The organism is Burkholderia sp. B10 (assembly GCF_004368385.1).
Taxonomy (GTDB): domain Bacteria; phylum Pseudomonadota; class Gammaproteobacteria; order Burkholderiales; family Burkholderiaceae; genus Burkholderia; species Burkholderia vietnamiensis.
In genome coordinates this window covers 22,554-41,208 of sequence record NZ_PQMX01000056.1, presented here as the reverse complement: position 1 = coordinate 41,208, position 18,655 = coordinate 22,554, and the positions used below count along the sequence as shown (strand labels likewise).

Here is an 18,655-nt window from a genome sequence, read left to right as displayed (position 1 = left end):
CTCCCCGACCTCGCCACGATGTTCGGCCAGTGTGCATGGTTCCGCGCGCTGGCGCCCGAGCACCAGGCGCTCGTGCTCGCGCAGTCGCACGCCGAGCGGCACGAGGCCGGCGACGTGATCGCGCAGCGGCTCGCGCCGTCCGAGTACTGGATCGGCGTGCATCGCGGGTTGCTGAAGCTGGCGATCTTCAACGCCTCGGGGCGCGGCTGCACGTTCTCCGGCGTGCCGTCGGGCGGCTGGTTCGGCGAAGGCAGCGTGATCAAGCGCGAGCTGCGCAAGTACGAGGTCGTCGCGGTCCAGCGCTCGACCGTGCTGATGGTGCCGGTCGACACGTTCCACGCGCTGCTCGACACCAGCCTGCCGTTCACGCGCTTCGTCATTCATCAGCTGAACAACCGGATGGGCGAGTTCATCGCGTCGATCCAGAACAGCCGGCTGCTCGACGTCGACGCGCGGGTCGCGCAGTCGCTTGCCCAGCTGTTCAACGCCGCGCTGTACCCGGACACCGGCCCGTCGCTCGCGATTTCGCAGGAGGAACTGGGGATGCTCGTCGGCGTGTCGCGGCAGCGGATCAACCAGGCGTTGCAGCAGCTCGAAAAACGCGGCGTGCTGCGGCTCGCCTACAACCAGATCGAAGTCGTCGATCTGGCGGCGCTCGCGCGGGTCGGCATGGAGCAGATCTGAGCGGCGCGCATTCGGTGCGACGAACCCGACGAATCGGCGCACGCCGCCGCGCGCGATCCTGACAATTCCGCCAGTTTCGCGCCAGTAACGCGTTGCGCGCCGTCACCTATCATTCGAAGTCCGCGCGTCGATTTGCGGCTCGCGGCACGCGCGCGCAAGGCGCCGCCGCACGGTCGTTGCAGCGGCTAGCCATGCAGCATCGCGGCACCGAGCGCGACCGAAATCGCACGCATCGCGCCGCCGTCGCGGCCCGGCACCGCGGCCGTGCAGCCGTTCCCGCAGCCCGGCCCGCACGCCGGCCCTCAATCCGTTACGCGAACCTGTCCATGAAAGTCCTGATCGTCGAAGACGAACCGAAGGTCGTCGAATACCTGAAGAGCGGCCTGACCGAGGAAGGCTGGGTCGTCGACACCGCGCTCGACGGCGAAGACGGCGCGTGGAAGGCCGTGGAGTTCGACTACGACGTGGTCGTGCTCGACGTGATGCTGCCGAAGCTCGACGGCTTCGGCGTGCTGCGCGCGTTGCGCGGGCAGAAGCAGACGCCCGTGATCATGCTGACCGCCCGCGACCGCGTCGACGATCGCGTGCGCGGGCTGCGCGGCGGCGCCGACGACTATCTGACCAAGCCGTTCTCGTTCCTCGAGCTGATCGAACGGCTGCGCGCGCTCACGCGCCGCGCGCGCGTGCAGGAATCGACGCTGATCTCGATCGGCGATCTGCGCGTCGACCTGATCGGCCGCCGCGCGACGCGCGACGGCACGCGCCTGGACCTGACCGCCCAGGAATTCCAGCTGCTCGGCGTGCTCGCGCGGCGCAGCGGCGACGTGCTGTCGAAGACGACCATCGCCGAGCTGGTGTGGGACGTGAACTTCGACAGCAACGCGAACGTCGTCGAGACGGCGATCAAGCGGCTGCGCGCGAAGCTCGACGGCCCGTTCGCGGACAAGCTGCTGCATACGATCCGCGGCATGGGCTACGTGCTCGAGGCGCGCGACGACGGCGACAGCGAGAGGCACGCATGAAGCGCTCGATCACGCTGCGGCTGGCGGCGATGTTCGGCATCGTGTCGCTGCTCGTGTTCTCGCTGGTCGGCTGCGGGCTGTTCGCGGTGATGGAACGCCAGCTGTTCGCCGAGCTGCGCGCGACGATCGACACGCGCGCGAAGGTCGCGCAGATGATCGTGTCGCATGCGACCACGGCGATGCGCGGCCGGCTGATGCAGGACAAGCTCGCCGACCTCGAACCGCCCGACGGATCGACGCGCTACCAGATCGACAGCCCCGACGCCGACTTCCGCTTCGGCCGCCCGGTCGACGGCGTGCCCGTCGGCTCGCCGCTCGGCGCGTTCCAGCAGTACGCGCTGAACCACAGCAGCTACGACGTGATGACGAAGACCATCCCGATCGCCGGCAGCGGCGAGCGCCCGGACCTGAAGCTGATCGTCGCGTCGTCGTGCGAACGCACGCAGCGGATGCTGCGCCGCTTCGCGTGGACGCTCGCGGCGCTGATCGCGATCGCCAGCGCCGTCACGCTGCTGCTGGGCCGCGCGGTCGCGCGCTTCGGGCTCGCGCCGCTCGACCGGCTGTCGCAGGACGCGGCGAGCGTGAGCGCGACGAACCGCCGCCAGCGGCTGCACACCGACGCGCTGCCGACCGAGCTGCGCGAGCTAGCCGCGTCGTTCAACGGCGCGCTGGAACGCATCCAGCAGACCTACGCGCGGCTCGAAGCGTTCAACGCGGACGTCGCGCACGAGCTGCGCACGCCGATCAGCATCCTGATCGGCCAGACCCAGGTCGCGCTGACGAGCCGCGACCGCTCGGTCGACCGGATGCGCCAGACGCTGCAGTCGAACCTCGAAGAGTTCGAACGGCTGCGCGTGATCATCAACGACATGCTGTTCCTGTCGCGCAGCGATCGCGGCGAACGCGCGACCGACCTGAAGCACGTGTCGCTCGCCGACGAAGTGCGGCGCATGCTCGACTTCCTCGAAATTCCGCTCGACGAGGCGCAATTGCGCGTGCAGCTGCACGGCGATGCGCGCGCGGCCGTCGATCCGTCGCTGTTCCGCCGCGCGATGACGAACCTGCTGATCAACGCGATCCAGCATTCGGCGCCCGGTGCGACGCTGACCGTCACGATCGCGCGCCGCGACACGCTCGTCGACGTGTCGGTCGCGAACCCCGGCGAGCCGATCGACCGCGAGCAGCGCGCGCACGTGTTCGAGCGTTTCTACCGGCTCGAGGAAGCGCGCGCGAACAGCAAGGAGAACCACGGGCTCGGGCTGTCGATCGTCAAGGCCGTCGCGGAGATGCACGGCGGCGGCGTGTTCGTCACCTGCTCGGGCGGCGTCAACACGTTCGGCTTCTCCGTGGCGATACATGCGGACGGCCGCGCTCCCGCGCGCGGTGTCGAGGCCGACGGGCCGCCCGTGCTGGCGCAGGCATCGCGCGCGCTGCGCTGACGGTCCGCGCGCCGAGGGCAGTTTTCTTCAATACGGGCCGACGCGGCGCCCGTAGTCTCGATGCGACTTTCAACCTGTCGCATGGAGACACCTGATGAGCATGCTGGTTTCGATGGCCGCGTTCGCGCTGGCGTCGTCGATCACACCCGGTCCCGTCAACATCGTCGCGCTCAGCGCGGGCGCACGCCACGGTCTTGGCGCGAGCCTGCGCTATGCGGCCGGCGCGACGCTCGGTTTCGTCGCGCTGTTCCTGCTGATCGGCCTCGGCATGCACGCCGCGCTCGCGCGCTGGCCGATGCTGACCACGGCGATCCAGTGGTCGGGTATCGCGTTCCTGCTTTACCTCGCGTTGCGGCTCGCGCTCGACGACGGCCGGCTGCCGGCCGACCCGCATGCAGCGGACGCGGCTGGCCCGTCGGCGGCCGCAGGCGCCGCGATGCAGTGGCTCAACCCGAAGGCGTGGCTCGCCTGTGTGGCGGCGATGGGCGCCTATGCGGCCGACGGCGACCGCGCACAGGTGTGGCAGTTCGCGGCGCTGTATCTGGTGATCTGTTTTGCGTCGATCGCATGCTGGGCGTATGCGGGCGCCGCGCTGCGGGAACGGCTCGCGAACGCGCGCCGGATGCGGCTGTTCAACCGTGCGATGGCGCTGCTGCTCGCCGGCAGCGCGCTGTATCTGCTCGACGTGTAGCGGCAGCGCTTCGTTGCATGCCGTCGCGGCGGGTGCGGCGGGCGCGGCCGCCCGTCGACGACGAGTGCCGCAGCACGCGCCTCAACTCGCCGCGCTTCGATACTGGCCCGGCGTCGCGGCCGCGATGCGGCGGAACGCGCGCTGGAAATGCGCCTGATCCGCGAAGCCGGCATCGAGCGCGACGTCGGCGATCGACCGGCCGCGCCGCAGCTCCGCGCGGCCGTACTGCACGCGCCGGTCGATCAGGAATGCGTGCGGCGTCATCCCGTAACGGGCGTTGAACGCGCGGATCAGATAGGACGGCGACAGGCCGGCGGCCGCGCAGATCGCATCGAGCGTGACGGCCTGACGGCAATGCGCGGCGATGTAGTCGGCCGCGCGCGCGAGCTTGGCGTTGTCGGCGCCCGGCCGGCGACCGGCCGGCAACGCGCGGTCGAGCGCGCGATGCAGCGCGGTGAAGAACTCGACCGCCGCGCTTTCCTTGCCGAGCGGATCGACCTCGGCCGCGACCAGCGTGCGATAGAAGCCGCCGAACTGCGCGAACAGGTCGCGCCGCTGCGTCGCCTTCGCGGCGAAGCCGTGGAAATCGCAGTTCGGGCTGCGTCCCAGCGAATGCTGCAGACGCGCGAGCCACGGCACGTCCACGTAGACCATCCGGTATGCCCACGGATCGGCGCCGTCGGGATTGCACGCATGCACCTGCTCGGGATCGACGATCACGAGCACGCCGCGCCCCACGTGTTCCTTGCGCGCGCCGTTCAGATAGGTGCTCGTGCCGCCGACGATCGCGCCGAGCGAAAACGTGTCGTGCGTGTGCTTCGCATAGCAGATCGACCGGCCGTCGTCGACGCTGCGCGCCTCGATGAACGGCAATGCGGTGTCGCGCCAGAACGGCGACGGCACGGCGGCAGGACGGGCGGAACGGCTCACGCGACAGGCTCCCGGTTCGGACGGCAAACGCACACCGTACAAGACTGCGCGGCGCGACGCAACAGCGAACGGACGCGTTGCCGCCGAATCGCCTAAGCTTTGGGTTCCACCCGCCGCGGCGCACGCGGCGGCTCCCTTCCTTCTTTCACCGGTACGCTCATGCACATCGATCTGACAGGCAAGACCGCGGTCGTCACCGCTTCCACCGCCGGCATCGGGCTGGCAATCGCCGAGGGGCTCGCACGTGCGGGCGCGCGCGTGATCGTCAACGGGCGCAGCGACGAGTCGGTCGAAGCCGCCCTCGCGCAGTTGCGCGCCACGGTGCCCGGCGCGCAATTCGACGGCGTCGCCGCCGATCTGTCCGACGCCGCAGGCGTCGCACGTGTCACGCAGCACACGCCGGACGCCGACATCCTCGTCAACAATGCCGGCATCTACGGGCTGAAGCCCTTCTTCGACATCGCGGACGACGAGTGGTCGCACTACTTCGAGATGAACGTGATGTCGGGCGTGCGCCTCGCGCGGCACTACCTGAAGGGGATGCTCGCGCGCAACACGGGGCGCATCGTGTTCATTTCGTCGGAATCGGGCTTGAACATTCCGGTCGACATGATTCATTACGGCTTCACGAAAACCGCGCAGCTGGCGATCGCGCGCGGGCTCGCGAAGCTCGCGGCCGGCACCAACGTGACGGTCAATTCGGTGCTGCCCGGCCCGACGATGTCGGAAGGCGTGCGCGCGTTGCTGAAGCAGACCGCCGACGAAACCGGCCGCAGCATCGACGACGTCGCGGTCGATTTCGTGCGCAGCCAGCGCGCCAGCTCGATCATTCAGCGGCCGGCGACCACAGAGGAAGTCGCGAATCTGGTTGTGTACGTTTGCTCGCCGCAGGCGTCGGCGACGACGGGCGCCGCGTTGCGCGTCGACGGCGGCGTGGTAGACACGATCGCGTGACGGCAGTGTGACAGCGCACGACGGCGGGCCTTGCGCCTTGCCGTCTGCCTTGCCGTCGTACTAGCGCGCGGCGGCCTTGTGCGACTGGAGCATGCCCTTGCGGTCGGCATCCATGCAGGTGTCGAAGCCGGATCGCGTGACCGCGCCGGCCTTGTCGAACACGACGAAATAAGGCCGGTGTTCGTTGCCGTGTTCGATGAAGTAGTTGTAGCAGACGCCGCTGCCGTTGCGGACCATCCACACGCTGCGCGGGTTGCCGGCAGCGCGCACGACGTCGGCGCGGGTCGCGCCGTGCCGCGATGCGGCGCGCGGCAACGGCGTGCGTGAATACGAGAACGGCAGCCACGAGTCGAACCACGCGCAGCCATGCAGCATCAGGCAACTGGCGGCCAGGGACAGCGTCGCGGCGGGACGGGACAACGGAATCAATCGCATGCTCGGGGAAACCTGCTGCGCCATGCCGGCGTGATCGAAAGCCCCATGCTACTCGACCTTTGGGTCCGGATCGAAAAGAAATCTACAGACAGGTGGCCGGCGCGCCGGCCGACGCCGCACGGCACGCGAGCGAATCGTCATGCATCGTTGCGCCGCCACGCGGCCTGCACATGCGCCCGCGCGAGCGCAGCGCGCCGACGCGCCGGCCGGCGCGTCCATCGTCATGCGACCCACTCGGACCACAGCATCGTCAGCACGGTCATCAGCGCGGGGCCGACGAACAGTCCGATCAGCCCGAACGTCTCGGCGCCGCCGAGGATGCCGAACAGCACCAGCAGGAACGGTAGCCGCGTCGAGTTGCCGATCAGCACCGGCCGCACGAAATGCTCGGCGACGAACACGACGACGATGCCGAGCGCCAGCACGACGATCGCCCATGCCGTCGCGCCCTGCACGAACAACCACAGCGCGGAGCCGCAGAACACGATCGGCGCGCAAAACGGCAGCATCGCCGCCACGGCCGTCACGAAGCCGAGCAGCGCCGCATGCGGCAGCCCGGCCAGCGCGTACGCGACGCCGAGAATCGCGCCTTCGCCGAGCCCGACGACGACGAGCCCCGTCACGGTGCCGTACACGGCCGCGACCATCCGCTCGATCAGCGCGGCGCCGCCGCGTCCGAACGCACGCCGCGCGCCCAGCAGCAACGCGCCCGACAGCTGGTGGCCGGCGCGCATGATGACGAACAGCGTGACCAGCATGAAGCCGAATTCGAACAGCGCGTGTGCGAGCTTCGTGCCGAATTGCCGCCCGAACGCGATGACCTTCTCGCCGTTCGCGCCATGCATCGCCGTGCCCGCGTGCAGCGGGTGACCGAGATTGGCCTGCCACCAGTCGGCGATCTGCGTGGAGCCGTAGGGCAAGCGGCTCACCACGTCGGGCAGCGCGATGCCGTTGTCCTGGATCGAGTGCAGCCAGATGCGCAGGTCGTGCGCCTGCGCAATCGCCTGGCCGAGCGCGATCGCGACCGGCAGCACGACCAGCAGCGAAACGCCCGCGGTGACGACGGTCGCGATCAGCGTCGGCCGGTCGCGAAACCAGCGGTTCGATTCGAAGCGCTTCAACAGCGGCCACAGCGCGATCGCGATCACGCAGGCCCACGCGATGGCGGGAAGAAAATCGCGGATCACCCACAACGCGAGCACCAGCAGCGCCGCATACAGCACGACGCGGGCGATCTGCTGTGCGCGCGGCCGCGCGGCGATGTCGTTTGACGGCGGGACCTGTGCGGTCATGGCACCTCGGAAAGTAGGAATGGCGGTTCGCGCAGGCCGCATGCCTGCACGAACCGCCATTCTATCCATCGATGTCGCGACGCGAGGCACGCGCCTTGCCAAGCATTGTCAAATGCACGGCGCGTGCTCGCGCTCTGGCTCAGGCCACCTTGTCGGCGACGCGGTAGCGTTCGAGCCAATGCGCGTACGGCGCGGGCAGCGTCCACGACGGACGCTCGACGCCGAGCTGCTTGGCCGCATAGTACGGCCAGTGCGGATCGGCCAGATGGGCGCGGCCGACCATCACGAGGTCGAGCTGCTGCTCGGCCACGACGCGATTCGCGAGCTGCGGCGTGTCGATGCCCCACGCGGACGACACCGGCAGGCCGGTCTCGCGGCGCACGCGTTGCGCGATCGGCGCGAGGAACGCCGGCCCCCACGGAATCTGCGCATCCGGCGTCGAGAAGCCGACCGACACGCTCAGCATGTCGAGCCCTTCCTGCTTCATCCGCTGCACGAGCGCGATCGATTCGGCGAGCGTCTCTTCATCGCGGCCGTCGTATTCGATCACGCCGAGACGCGCGGTCAGCGGCAGATGCTCGGGCCATACCCGGCGGACGGCTTTCAGCGTGTCGACGAGGAAGCGGCCGCGGTTTTCGGCCGAACCGCCGTACTCGTCGTCGCGCTGGTTCGAGTGAACCGAGAAGAAGCTCTGGCCGAGATAGCCGTGCGCGAAATGCAGTTCGAGCCATTCGAAGCCGAGGTCGCGGGCGCGCTGCGCCGACGCGACGAAATCGGCCTGCACGCGCGCGATGTCGTCGTGCGTCATCGCGCGCGGCATCTTCGGCAAATGCGCGCCGAACGGGATCGCCGACGGCGCGATGGTCTGCCAGCCGCGCGGCTCGCCTTCCGCGATGTGGTCGTCGCCTTCCCACGGACGGTTCGCGCTCGCCTTGCGGCCCGCATGCGCGATCTGGATGCCGGGAACCGCGCCGGCCGCCTTGATCGCCGCGACCGACGGCGCGAATGCTTCGGCCTGCGCATCGGTCCACAACCCGGCGCATCCCGGCGTGATGCGGCCTTCCGGCGCCACGGCCGTCGCTTCCGCGATCACGAGACCGGCGCCGCCGCGCGCGATGCCGGCCAGATGAACGTGATGCCAGTCGTTCACGACGCCTTCCTCGGCGACGTACTGGCACATCGGCGGCACCGCAATACGGTTGCGCAGCGTGACATCCTTGAGTTTGAACGGTTCGAACAGGGCAGACATCCACCACTCCTTTGTGTTGGTCAGGCAAAACGACGGGGTGAGCCGCCGTGCGAGGCGCACGGCGGAACGTTTTGGGGCGACCGGCGCGCGAACCAAGCGCGCCGGCGCAAATTGAGCCGGCGCGACAATCGCCGCGCCGGGTACGCGCTTACTGGCGGCCGAGCTTCGCGAGCAGCGCCTCGGCCGCGGGCGCCGACGACGCGGGGTTCTGCCCGGTGATCAGCAGCCCGTCGGTGACGACGTGCGGCGCCCAGTCGGCGCTGCGCTCGAACTGCGCGCCGTTGGTCTTCAGCATGTCCTCGACGAGGAACGGCACCACTTCCGTCAGCTCGACGGCCGCTTCCTCGCTGTTGGTGAAGCCGGTCACGCGCTTGCCGCGCACGACCGACTCGCCGGTGGCCGGGTCCTTCACGTGGCGCAACACGCCCGGCGCGTGGCAGACGGCCGCGACCGGTTTGCCGGCCGACAGGGCGCGCTCGATCAGGCCGATCGAATGCAGATCCTCGGCGAGATCCCACAGCGGGCCGTGGCCGCCCGGGTAGAACACCGCGTCGTAGTCGTCGACCGACACGTCGGTCAGCTTGCGCGTGGCCGCCAGTTCGGCCTTGGCGGCCGGATCGGCGTCGAAGCGGCGCGTCGCGTCCGTCTGCGCGGACGGATCGCTGCTCTTCGGGTCGAGCGGCGGCTGGCCGCCCTTCGGCGACGCGAGCGTCAGCTCGACGCCCGCATCCTTGAACGCGTAGTACGGCGCGGCCAGCTCCTCGAGCCAGAAGCCGGTTTTCTTGCCGGTGTCGCCGAGCGTGTCGTGCGAGGTCAGGACAACCAGAATCTTCATGATCGGATACTCCTTCGAATCGGGTGGATCGGGCCGCGTCGCGGCGGCGGTCGATGTCGCGCATGGCGCGTGCCGCTTGTCGCTGCCGGCGACGACTTGGCGCCTGCCGGTTAGGCCGTCGCCGCGCGGCAACGTGCCCGTCCACGCAGAATATGTTTGCCTGGCTATTAGACCAGTCGTCTAGTTGAAAGGCATAAAAAAGACGGAAGTTCCGCCCAGATCGACAGGACTTCGGCGCACAGGCCTGTATGGCGGCTGTCTCGTTGCACTGTCGAGACGGGATGATAGTCGCGAATTAGACCGGTCGTCTAGTCGCGTCGACTACACCCTGTCGACGTCATGGCTTTTGTGGAGCTGGCGAACTCCACCGGGCCGACGACCGGCGGCTCGCCCTCGCCTCGCACCGCCGCGTCGCCGCACCGCTCAGCCTGGCGGCGGCCCGTCGGTGTCGCCGATCTCGAGCACCGGGTGCTCCAGCCGCTGCCCGTGCACGCCATCGGCAAGCAGCCCGAGCATCAACTCGGCAAGCGCACGCCCGGTCGTATGGCCGGTCGGCTGCACCACCGCGGTCACGCGATGCGGAAGCGCGACATCGGGCGGCACGCCGTCGTAGACGATCAACGACATGTCGTGGCCGAGGCGCAGGCCGCGTTCGACCAGCGCGCGAAACGCCCCGCAGCCGGCGATGTTGTTGTCGACGAGCAGCGCCGTCGGCGGTTCGGATGCGGCGAGAAGCGCCTCGACGCCTTCGCGTCCGCCGTCGCGCGTAAACGCGCATTCGATTTGCCATACCGGATCCGGCTCGATGCCCGCCTCGCGCAGCGCCGCGAGATAACCGGCACGGCGCTGCATCGCGAAATTGAGCGCCAGCGGCGCGCTGATCATCGCGATGCGGCGATGACCGAGGCCGATGAGCCGCCGCACGGCGTCGCGCGCGCCCGCCTCGTTGTCGAAATCGAACCACGCATAGGGCTCGCTGGCGCGGGTGCGGCCGTAGGCGACGTACGGAAACGCGCTCGACCGCAGGTAAGCGAGCCGCGGATCGTCGACCAGCGTGCGCGCAACGATCAAGCCGTCGACCAGTTTGCCTTCGACGAGGCGCCGATAGGTGTCCAGTTCCGCGTTCGGCCGCGCGGCCGCGATGATGAAATCGAGATTGCGTTCCGCGAGCCGCTCGGTCACGCCCGCCACCACTTCGCCGAAACGCGGGTCGCCCAGATCGCCCGCGCCGAACGGATAAACGATGCCGATGGTGTCGGCCCGCCCCGTCGCGAGCCGGCGTGCGGTCGGGTCGGCCACATAGCCGAGTTCGCGCGCAGCCCTCATCACACGCTCGCGGGTCGCCTCGCTCACGTCGTCATAGCCGTTCAGCGCACGGCTGACCGTCGTGCGCGACAGCCCGAGCGCATCCGACAGCGCCTTCAGATTCACCTTCACGTTGCTCCTCGCTCGAGTCGCGCCCCACCAGCGGCGCGGCAATTATTTCCGGACAGCAATTAATACCGTCAAAAAATTATCTTTTGACGACCAAACCGGTTTGAAATAGTATCCAAACCGGTTTGGACATCGATGCCGCCGTCATTCGTTCACCTTTACCGTCAACGGGACAACTCACCGCCATGACACGCTTTCCCTTTTGCCGCGCGACCGCGGCCAAACGTTTGCTGTTCGCCGGCGCCGCACTGGCCGCCTTCGCGGGCGCTGCGCAAGCGCAGACCTCCGGCGCACCCGCGCCCACGCCTCATACCCAGCAGGCGCATGACCCCGAGAGCAACTTCACGATGCGCTGGACCCGTGCGGACATCCGTCAGATCGTCGCACAGTCGCACACGTCCGGCGCCGACCGGAACTCGCTGCCGCAGGCGTTGACGATGCCCGCCATCCCGCAGGATTTCCCGCTGATCAATTCGGACGTCTGGGTGTGGGACACCTGGCCGCTGGCGGACCTGCGCGCGAACCAGCTCAGCTACAAGGGCTGGGAAGTCATCTTCTCGCTGACCGCCGACCCGCACGCCGGCTATACCTTCGACGACCGCCACGTGCATGCGCGCATCGGCTTCTTCTATCGCCGCGCGGGCGTGCCGGCAGCGCTGCGGCCGGCGAACGGCGGCTGGATCTGGGGCGGGCATCTGTTCCCGGACGGGGCGAGCGTGAAGGTGTTCGGCACGTCGCCGATGACCAACAACGCCGAATGGTCGGGCTCCGCGCGCCTCACGCATGGCGACAACGTCAGCCTGTACTACACCGCGACGTCGTTCAACCGCTCGGCACCGGGCGGCGCCGACATCACGCCGCCGCAGGCGATCATCACGCGTGCCGACGGCCATATCCATGCCGACGACAAGCATGTGTGGTTCACCGGCTTCGACGACCACAAGGCGCTGCTGCAGCCCGACGGCAACTACTACCAGACCGGCCAGCAGAACACCTACTTCTCGTTCCGCGACCCGTTCGTGTTCACCGATCCCGCACACCCCGGCAAGACCTACATGGTGTTCGAAGGCAATACCGGCGGCCCCCGCGGCGCACGCACCTGCACGGAAGCCGATCTCGGCTACGCGCCGAACGATCCGTACCGTGAGGACCTCAACGCCGTGATGAACGCGGGCGCAGTGTATCAAAAGGCCAACGTCGGTCTTGCGGTGGCCACCGACCCGCAACTCACCGAGTGGAAGTTCCTGCCGCCGATCCTGTCGGCGAACTGCGTCGACGACCAGACGGAGCGCCCGCAGATCTATCTGAAGGACGGCAAGTACTACCTGTTCACGATCAGCCACCGCACCACGATGGCCGCGGGCGTCGACGGCCCCGACGGCGTCTACGGCTTCGTCGGCAACGGCATCCGCAGCGACTTCCAGCCGCTGAACGGCGGCAGCGGCCTCGTGCTCGGCAACCCGACCGACTTCTCCGCACCGGCCGGCGCCCCGTATGCGCAGGACCCGAATCAGAATCCGCGCGAATTCCAGTCGTATTCGCACTACGTGATGCCGGGCGGGCTCGTCGAGTCGTTCATCGACGCGATCGGCCCGCGCCGCGGCGGCACGCTCGCGCCGACCGTGAAGGTGAACATCAACGGCACGTCGACGGCGGTCGACCGCAGCTACGGCCGCGGCGGCCTCGGCGGATACGGCGAGATTCCGTCGAATCTGCCGGCGACGGGCGCCGGCCACAACGACGGCGGCCCCGGCACGCGGCCGTAACGGGCTCAGGCGGCACACGCCGCCTGCTGCGGAGGCGCACGTCGCGCGTGTCGCGCGTGCGCCTCGCCTTCCGTTCCCCATCACGCGCATGCAGCCGGCGCCGGCAGCGTGCGCGCTTCTCTCCCGCCCCGCACGACGACGCCCGGCCTCTCGCATGACATCGACTTTCCCCTGCTTTTTCCTCCGGCTCGCCGGACTCCTGCTCGCCTGCTCGGCCGGCGTACAGGCGGCGAGCGCCGCCTGCACCGCAACGCCCGCCGACGGCACGCCGCAATGGCGGCCCGCGTTCCATTACACGCCGCAACGCAACTGGATGAACGACCCCAACGGCCTCGTCTACGAGAACGGCCGCTATCACCTGTTCTACCAGTACAACCCGCTGGGCGCCGACTGGGGCAACATGTCGTGGGGCCATGCGACCAGCACCGACCTCGTCCACTGGCACGAGCAGCCGGTGGCCATGCACGCGAACGCGACCGAGGAAATCTTCTCCGGCTCGATCGTCGCGGACCCGCACAACACTTCCGGCCTCGGCACGCCGGGCGATACGCCGCTGATCGCGGTGTACACGAGCGTCTACAAGGAAGGTTCGGGGCACCCGCCGGGCACCCAGGCGCAGTCGATCGCGTACAGCCTCGACCACGGCGCAAGCTGGCAACCGTACGCGCACAATCCGGTACTGACGCTCGATCCGGAATCGAAGGCGTTCCGCGACCCGAAGGTCTCGTGGTACGCGCCGGGGCGCTACTGGCTGATGACGACGGTGGTCGCGGACGCGCAGGTGGTCAAGCTCTACCGTTCCGACGACCTGATCCATTGGTCGTTCCTCAGCGACTTCACGTTGCCGGGCGTGCCGCATACCGGCGCACTGTGGGAGATGCCCGATCTCGTGCCGCTACCCGTCGATGACGATCCGCGGCACATCAAGTGGGTGATGATCGTCAACGTCAATCCGTGGTCGATTGCCGGCGGCTCCGGCGCGATGTACTTCGTCGGCGAGTTCGACGGCCGCACGTTCGTTCCCGACCGTGTCGCGCCGGCCGGCTCCGACCCTGCGCAATTCCGCTGGGTCGATCACGGCGCCGACTTCTACGCGGCCGGGACGTTTTCCGGTGCGCCGGGCCGCCGCCCGCTCGCGATCGCGTGGATGAGCAACTGGGACTACGCGGCGAAATCGCCGACCGCGCCGTGGCGCGGCGCGATGACGTTGCCGCGCGAACTCGCACTCAAGGCGATCGATGGGGAGCCGACGCTCGTCGTCACGCCGGCCGCTGCATTCACCGCATGGGCCGACCGGCGCCCCGCGGTGCACGTGGGCACGCTGGAAGTCGATTCGGCCGCGCGTGCATTGCCGCCGGCCACCCGCGGCGTCGCACAACGCATCGATGTGACGATCGCACCTGGGCAGGCGGCCCGCGCAGGCGTCGTCGTGCGGGCGTCGGCGGACGGCGCGATCGGCACGCGCATCGTGTACGACACCGCCGCGCGCACGCTGACGCTCGACCGCTCACGCTCCGGCACACCGGACTTCGCCGCCACTTTCAGCCGCCAGCACATCGTCGCCTTGCCGCTCGAGAACGGCTTGCTGCGACTCGACATCATCGTCGACCGCGGGTCCGTCGAAGTGTTTGCCAACGGCGGCCGCACGGTGCTGACGGACGTGGTCTTCCCGCCCGCCGACGCGGACCGTGTTTCGGTATTCGCCGAACGGGGCACTGCGACGTTCTCGGGACTGACGGTGACGCCGCTCGGCGCGCGCGACCGGGCCGGCGAAGGCGACTGCGTGGCTTCTGCGCGCTAGCGACACGAACGCCCGGCCGGCACAGCGGCACGCATGCCGCTGCGCCGGCCACGCGCTCAGAGCAAGCCCATCCCGCCCGACGCGATGATCTCCGCGCCCACGATGAACGCCGATTCGGGCGCGCTCAGATGCAGCACGGTCGAAGCGATTTCGTCAGGCGTGCCGAACCGGCCGAGGGGCACGAGCCCCTTGATCTTGTCGGCGGTCTCGTCGAGCGTCGCCGCGTCGAGCCCGAGCTTGCCGTACAGCGGCGTCTGGACCGGCCCCGGGCTCACCACGTTCACGCGCACGCCGTTCGGCAGCAACTCCGTCGACAGCGTCTTCGCCAACGAATTGACCGCAGCCTTGCTCGCCGCATACACCGACGAGCCCGGCATGCCGATATGCGCGTTGATCGAGCCGTTGATCACGATCGACGCGCCGCGATTCAACAGCGGGACGAGCGCCTGGATCTGGAAGTACGCGCCCTTCACGTTGGTGCCGAACACGAGGTCCCACAGCGCCTCGTCGGTGTCCGCGAACGGCGCGAGTTTGGCGACGCCCGCGTTGACGAATACCGCATCGAGCCGCACGCCGGCCGCGCCGAGCGCGTCGGCCAGCGCGCGCGCCGACGCGACGCTGCCGACTTCGTTGCGGATCGCGAGCGCGCCGTGCCCGAGCGTCGCGCGGGCCGCTTCGAGCGTGTGCTCGTCGCGGCCGGTGATGACGACGCGCGCGCCTTCGGCCGCGAATGCCCGTGCGGCCGCCAGGCCGATGCCGCTGTTGCCGCCCGTGACGAGTACCGTCTTTCCTTCGAAACGTTGCATGATGTTCTCCTGTGAACCGGTGAGTTGACCGTGAACACAGGATGCGCGCGTCGCCCGGCCGTGCCGTACGAGCGGCACGACGAACACGTTCGAAAACGTCGAACGAGTCGATGGAGCCGCGCTTTGCGCCGCGCGCCGCGCCCTCACCCGGTCACGTCGATTCCGTCGAGCAACCGCTGCGCGAGCCGCGGCTCGCGCAGCCGTTCCAGCCACCATTGCAGCGCGCGGCCGTCGCGGTCGCCGCGCCACGCGACGTACAGCACGTTCGGTTCGCGCGGATCGGCGGTCTCCTTCTCGAGCAGCTCGCCGCGCGCCAGCAGCGTCGCGGCGCGTCGGCGCGGCAGCCAGCCGACGCCGAGCGCGTCGCGCTGCGCGAGGATCTTCGCGCGCATCGACGGCACCGCGAGCAGCGACTGGCCGCCGAGCAGCCCGTACGCGCGGCCGACGGCCCGGCGCGACGAATCGGCGACCACGACCGCGCGATGGGCGCCGATCGCATCGCGGCTGAGCGGCCCGGCCACCGATGCGAGCGGATGGCGCGGCGCGACCGCGAACACCCATTCCATCGCCCCGAGTTCGAACCATTTGAAGCCGGGGATGGCGGGCGGCTCGTTGGTCGCACCGATGACCAGATCGGCGCGGCCGTCGCGCAGCGCCTCCCACGTGCCGCCGAGCACCTCGTGCGTGAAGCGCAGCGACACGCCCGACTCGAGCGCATCGAACGCGCGTACGACCGGCAGCAGCGTATCGAACTCGAGCACCTCGTCGCTGACGATCCACAGCCGGTCCTCCCAGCCGCTCGCGACCTGCCGCACGCGCTGCGTGAGCCGCGCGACGTCGAGCGCGAGGCGCGCCGCCTCGTCGGTCAGCAGCTGACCGGCCGGCGTGAGCTGCAGCCGGTAGCCGCGCCGGTCGAACAACAGCGCGTCGAAGCGGGTTTCGAGCTGCCGCGCCGCGTGCGAGATCGTCGACGGCGCCTTGCCGAGCCGCGCGGCGGCGCGCGACAGGCTACCGGTCGCCCGGATCGCATCGAGCAACGCGAGTTCGTCTTCGGACAGCATGAGGGCACTCCGGTCGCGGTAATGGAGTCGATCCTAAGGCAGCGGCGAGCGGCGGTCCAATCGGATCGACCGCAGGCATCCACCGGAGGGATCCACCGCAGGGCGGCCGCCGCCTCTCCGCGCCGCAATGGCTCATCCGCCCACCGGCCCGCCCGCGATCCGCTCACGCCGCTCTGCCGCCGCTGTTCCGGTATGCTGACCGACACCCCATTCCGCTACGTCGAGGTAACCACTGCAATGGACATCGCGATCCGCATCGAAGGCCGGCACGACCTGACCGGGCAAATCTTCCGGCAATTGCGCACCGCGATCGTCGACGGGCGGCTGGAAGGCGGCGCGCGGCTGCCGTCCACCCGCGATCTCGCGAAGCAGCTCGGCGTATCGCGCAAGACGACGCTCGACGCGTTCGAGCGCCTCGTCGCCGAGGGTTATCTGACCGCGCGCGCGGGCGACGGCACGTTCGTCGCCGACGGCCTCGCGCGCGTGCCGCATGCGGCCGCGGCGGCCGCGTCGCTGGTCGACGGCACGCCGCCGCCCGCCGCCGTCAGCGCACTGGCGCTGTGGGACGAACTGCCCGACACGCTCGCCATGCCGGCGCCGCAGGACTCGCCCGCGTTCGACTTCCGCGGCGGCGTGACCGACAAGGCGCTGTTCCCGTTCGACGCGTGGCGGCGCTGCCTGCATCACGCGTTGCGCCAGCAGGCGCGCGGCCCCGGCCAGTACCACGACCCTGCCGGCGACGCGCAGCTGCGCGGCGCGATCGCCCGCTACGTCGGGTTCAGCCGCGCGGTCGCGTGCGGCTGGGACGACGTGCTGGTCACCCAGGGCGCACAACAGGCGCTCGACCTCGTCGCGCGCGTGATGCTGCGGCCCGGCGACGTGGTCGCCGTCGAGAATCCCGGCTATCCGCCCGCGCGCGCGGCGTTCGCGTCACTCGGCGCCACGGTGGCGGGCGTGCCGGTCGACGCGCACGGCCTCGTGATCGAGCAACTGCCCGACGACGCACGGCTCGTCTACGTGACGCCGTCGCACCAGTTCCCGCTCGGGATGCCGATGACGCTCGAGCGGCGCATCGCGCTGCTCGAATGGGCGCAGCGCCGCCGCGCGGTGATCGTCGAAGACGACTACGACGGCGAATTCCGCTTCGAGGGCCGGCCGGTGGAATCGTTGAAGAGCCTCGACCGTACCGGCCTCGTCGTGTACGTCGGCACGTTCTCCAAAACGATCTTTCCCGAACTGCGGATCGGCTATGCGATCGCGCCGCGCGCGCTGCGCGGCGCGCTTGCGAAGGCGCGGCAGATCGTCGGCTGGCACAGCTGCACGCTGACGCAGGCGGCGCTCGCCCGCTTCATGCTCGAAGGCGATTTCGCGCGGCATCTGCGGCGCGTGCAGAAGCACTACGACGCGCGCCGCAAGATGCTGCTCGCGCACCTGCATGGCGAGCTGGCGCGCTGGTTCGACGCGATCGTGCCGACCGCCGGCATCCACGTGGCCGCGCCGCTGAAACCGGGGCTCGACGAAGCGGCGCTGATCCGGGCGGCCCGCGCAGAAGGCATCGGGCTGTACGGAATCTCGGGCTTCCACGTCGGCGCGGGCGCACGCGCCGGGCTGCTGTTCGGATACGGCGGAATCGACGTGCTGCGCATCGACACCGCGCTCGCCCGGCTCGCCGTGCTGCTGAAATCCGGGGGTGCCGGTGCGATGCCGGTGGTCACCTGACTTTTCCCGGAATTGGTCATTCAAGCGGGCCAGTGGCACGCTTAAAGTGGGTCCTGTCGCGCCGCCGTGCGCACCAACCGAACGAGGACCCGTGATGCAACCCCGCCTGAACTTCTATACCGCCAGCCCGAACGCGATCAAGGTGATGCGCAACGCCGAGGAATTCCTCGGGAAGTGCTCGATCGAAAAGCCGCTCGCCGAGCTCGTCCGCCTGCGCGCGTCGCAGATCAACGGCTGCGCGTTCTGCGTCGACATGCACACGAGCGATGCCCGCAAGGGCGGCGAAACCGATCGCCGCCTCGCGACCGTCGTCACGTGGCGCGAGACGCCGTTCTTCACCGAGCGCGAACGCGCAGCGCTCGAATGGACCGAAGCGTTGACACTCGTCGCCGGCAGCCACGTGCCCGATTCGGTGTGGGAAGCCGTCCGGCCGCACTTCACCGATGAAGAACTGTTCGACCTGTCGATGCTGATCGCCACGATCAATTCGTGGAACCGCTTCGCGATCGCGTTCCGCAAGATGCCCGAGTGAGGAGC

Annotated in this window: 17 protein-coding genes; 9 read left to right on the top strand and 8 right to left on the bottom strand. The window is 69.4% G+C overall.

All coding sequences use genetic code 11. The features are described from left to right. The 4 genes from C3Y15_RS23620 to C3Y15_RS23605 all read left to right on the top strand — a co-directional run. Positions 1–684, top strand: a 684-nt coding sequence (locus C3Y15_RS23620) for a Crp/Fnr family transcriptional regulator (RefSeq protein ID WP_134206872.1), incomplete at its 5' end; no start/stop codon positions are given. Positions 685–1,010: 326 nt separating this feature from the next. Continuing rightward, complete coding sequence (locus tag C3Y15_RS23615; protein ID WP_014724953.1) at positions 1,011–1,706, top strand: heavy metal response regulator transcription factor; 696 nt, start codon at positions 1,011–1,013, stop codon at positions 1,704–1,706. After that, positions 1,703–3,145 (top strand): heavy metal sensor histidine kinase, encoded by a 1,443-nt coding sequence (locus tag C3Y15_RS23610; protein WP_069246497.1) that lies wholly within the window; start codon positions 1,703–1,705, stop codon positions 3,143–3,145. The genes C3Y15_RS23615 and C3Y15_RS23610 overlap by 4 nt, the downstream gene beginning before the upstream one ends. A gap of 94 nt (positions 3,146–3,239) precedes the next feature. After that, positions 3,240–3,836: a LysE family translocator gene (locus tag C3Y15_RS23605; RefSeq protein WP_011882129.1), complete on the top strand. Its 597-nt coding sequence runs from the start codon at positions 3,240–3,242 to the stop codon at positions 3,834–3,836. 81 nt (positions 3,837–3,917) lie between these two features. Here the strand turns inward: C3Y15_RS23605 and C3Y15_RS23600 are convergent, their stop codons facing one another. Beyond that, the gene (locus C3Y15_RS23600; RefSeq protein ID WP_011882128.1) at positions 3,918–4,766 is read right to left on the bottom strand and encodes an AraC family transcriptional regulator; all 849 of its coding nucleotides are present in this window, start codon (positions 4,764–4,766) and stop codon (positions 3,918–3,920) included. Between the two features lie 159 nt (positions 4,767–4,925). Here C3Y15_RS23600 and C3Y15_RS23595 point away from each other — a divergent pair, with 159 nt between their 5' ends. Further along, positions 4,926–5,720 carry an SDR family NAD(P)-dependent oxidoreductase gene (locus C3Y15_RS23595; RefSeq protein WP_014724956.1) on the top strand — a complete coding sequence of 265 codons (795 nt, stop codon included), beginning with the start codon at positions 4,926–4,928 and terminating at the stop codon, positions 5,718–5,720. 60 nt (positions 5,721–5,780) lie between these two features. Here C3Y15_RS23595 and C3Y15_RS23590 read toward each other — a convergent pair whose 3' ends face one another. The 5 genes from C3Y15_RS23590 to C3Y15_RS23570 all read right to left on the bottom strand — a co-directional run bounded on the left by C3Y15_RS23590 (position 5,781) and on the right by C3Y15_RS23570 (position 10,968). Continuing rightward, a complete protein-coding gene (locus tag C3Y15_RS23590; RefSeq protein WP_011882126.1) occupies positions 5,781–6,155 on the bottom strand; it encodes a hypothetical protein in 375 nt (124 codons plus the stop codon). 221 nt (positions 6,156–6,376) lie between these two features. After that, positions 6,377–7,447, bottom strand: a complete 1,071-nt coding sequence (locus tag C3Y15_RS23585; protein ID WP_014724958.1) for an AI-2E family transporter — start codon at positions 7,445–7,447, stop codon at positions 6,377–6,379. 139 nt (positions 7,448–7,586) lie between these two features. After that, entirely contained in the window at positions 7,587–8,696 is a 1,110-nt protein-coding gene (locus tag C3Y15_RS23580; RefSeq protein ID WP_124259680.1) for an NADH:flavin oxidoreductase/NADH oxidase, read from the bottom strand. Positions 8,697–8,844: 148 nt separating this feature from the next. Further along, positions 8,845–9,531 carry a type 1 glutamine amidotransferase domain-containing protein gene (locus C3Y15_RS23575; protein WP_011882123.1) on the bottom strand — a complete coding sequence of 229 codons (687 nt, stop codon included), beginning with the start codon at positions 9,529–9,531 and terminating at the stop codon, positions 8,845–8,847. 423 nt (positions 9,532–9,954) lie between these two features. Continuing rightward, entirely contained in the window at positions 9,955–10,968 is a 1,014-nt protein-coding gene (locus C3Y15_RS23570; RefSeq protein ID WP_059463798.1) for a substrate-binding domain-containing protein, read from the bottom strand. A 182-nt stretch (positions 10,969–11,150) separates the two neighbouring features. On the opposite strand from C3Y15_RS23570, the gene C3Y15_RS23565 reads away from it, so the two are divergent. Together C3Y15_RS23565 and C3Y15_RS23560 are read left to right on the top strand one after the other, a co-directional pair. Next, positions 11,151–12,731, top strand: a complete 1,581-nt coding sequence (locus C3Y15_RS23565; protein ID WP_045578040.1) for a glycoside hydrolase family 68 protein — start codon at positions 11,151–11,153, stop codon at positions 12,729–12,731. Positions 12,732–12,885: 154 nt separating this feature from the next. Beyond that, on the top strand, positions 12,886–14,532 hold the full coding sequence (locus C3Y15_RS23560; RefSeq protein WP_014724962.1) for a glycoside hydrolase family 32 protein: 1,647 nt from the start codon (positions 12,886–12,888) through the stop codon (positions 14,530–14,532). 56 nt (positions 14,533–14,588) lie between these two features. On the opposite strand, the gene C3Y15_RS23555 is transcribed toward C3Y15_RS23560, so the two are convergent. Beyond that, entirely contained in the window at positions 14,589–15,338 is a 750-nt protein-coding gene (locus C3Y15_RS23555; RefSeq protein WP_041494144.1) for an SDR family oxidoreductase, read from the bottom strand. 143 nt (positions 15,339–15,481) lie between these two features. After that, a complete protein-coding gene (locus tag C3Y15_RS23550; protein ID WP_011882118.1) occupies positions 15,482–16,399 on the bottom strand; it encodes a LysR family transcriptional regulator in 918 nt (305 codons plus the stop codon). A gap of 237 nt (positions 16,400–16,636) precedes the next feature. Here C3Y15_RS23550 and C3Y15_RS23545 point away from each other — a divergent pair, with 237 nt between their 5' ends. Further along, positions 16,637–18,118, top strand: a complete 1,482-nt coding sequence (locus tag C3Y15_RS23545; protein ID WP_060081355.1) for a PLP-dependent aminotransferase family protein — start codon at positions 16,637–16,639, stop codon at positions 18,116–18,118. 94 nt (positions 18,119–18,212) lie between these two features. After that, the gene (locus C3Y15_RS23540; protein ID WP_045578043.1) at positions 18,213–18,650 is read left to right on the top strand and encodes a carboxymuconolactone decarboxylase family protein; all 438 of its coding nucleotides are present in this window, start codon (positions 18,213–18,215) and stop codon (positions 18,648–18,650) included. The last annotated feature ends 5 nt before the right edge of the window (positions 18,651–18,655 follow it).

Excerpts from the sequence above, each read along its gene's own strand:
- C3Y15_RS23565 (WP_045578040.1), top strand. The coding sequence starts at position 11,151 with ATGACACGCTTTCCCTTTTGCCGCGCGACCGCGGCCAAACGTTTGCTG.
- C3Y15_RS23555 (WP_041494144.1), bottom strand. The coding sequence starts at position 15,338 with ATGCAACGTTTCGAAGGAAAGACGGTACTCGTCACGGGCGGCAACAGC.
- C3Y15_RS23605 (WP_011882129.1), top strand. The coding sequence starts at position 3,240 with ATGAGCATGCTGGTTTCGATGGCCGCGTTCGCGCTGGCGTCGTCGATC.
- C3Y15_RS23580 (WP_124259680.1), bottom strand. The coding sequence starts at position 8,696 with ATGTCTGCCCTGTTCGAACCGTTCAAACTCAAGGATGTCACGCTGCGC.
- C3Y15_RS23610 (WP_069246497.1), top strand. The coding sequence starts at position 1,703 with ATGAAGCGCTCGATCACGCTGCGGCTGGCGGCGATGTTCGGCATCGTG.
- C3Y15_RS23540 (WP_045578043.1), top strand. The coding sequence starts at position 18,213 with ATGCAACCCCGCCTGAACTTCTATACCGCCAGCCCGAACGCGATCAAG.
- C3Y15_RS23585 (WP_014724958.1), bottom strand. The coding sequence starts at position 7,447 with ATGACCGCACAGGTCCCGCCGTCAAACGACATCGCCGCGCGGCCGCGC.
- C3Y15_RS23550 (WP_011882118.1), bottom strand. The coding sequence starts at position 16,399 with ATGCTGTCCGAAGACGAACTCGCGTTGCTCGATGCGATCCGGGCGACC.
- C3Y15_RS23545 (WP_060081355.1), top strand. The coding sequence starts at position 16,637 with ATGGACATCGCGATCCGCATCGAAGGCCGGCACGACCTGACCGGGCAA.
- C3Y15_RS23595 (WP_014724956.1), top strand. The coding sequence starts at position 4,926 with ATGCACATCGATCTGACAGGCAAGACCGCGGTCGTCACCGCTTCCACC.
- C3Y15_RS23575 (WP_011882123.1), bottom strand. The coding sequence starts at position 9,531 with ATGAAGATTCTGGTTGTCCTGACCTCGCACGACACGCTCGGCGACACC.
- C3Y15_RS23615 (WP_014724953.1), top strand. The coding sequence starts at position 1,011 with ATGAAAGTCCTGATCGTCGAAGACGAACCGAAGGTCGTCGAATACCTG.
- C3Y15_RS23590 (WP_011882126.1), bottom strand. The coding sequence starts at position 6,155 with ATGCGATTGATTCCGTTGTCCCGTCCCGCCGCGACGCTGTCCCTGGCC.
- C3Y15_RS23560 (WP_014724962.1), top strand. The coding sequence starts at position 12,886 with ATGACATCGACTTTCCCCTGCTTTTTCCTCCGGCTCGCCGGACTCCTG.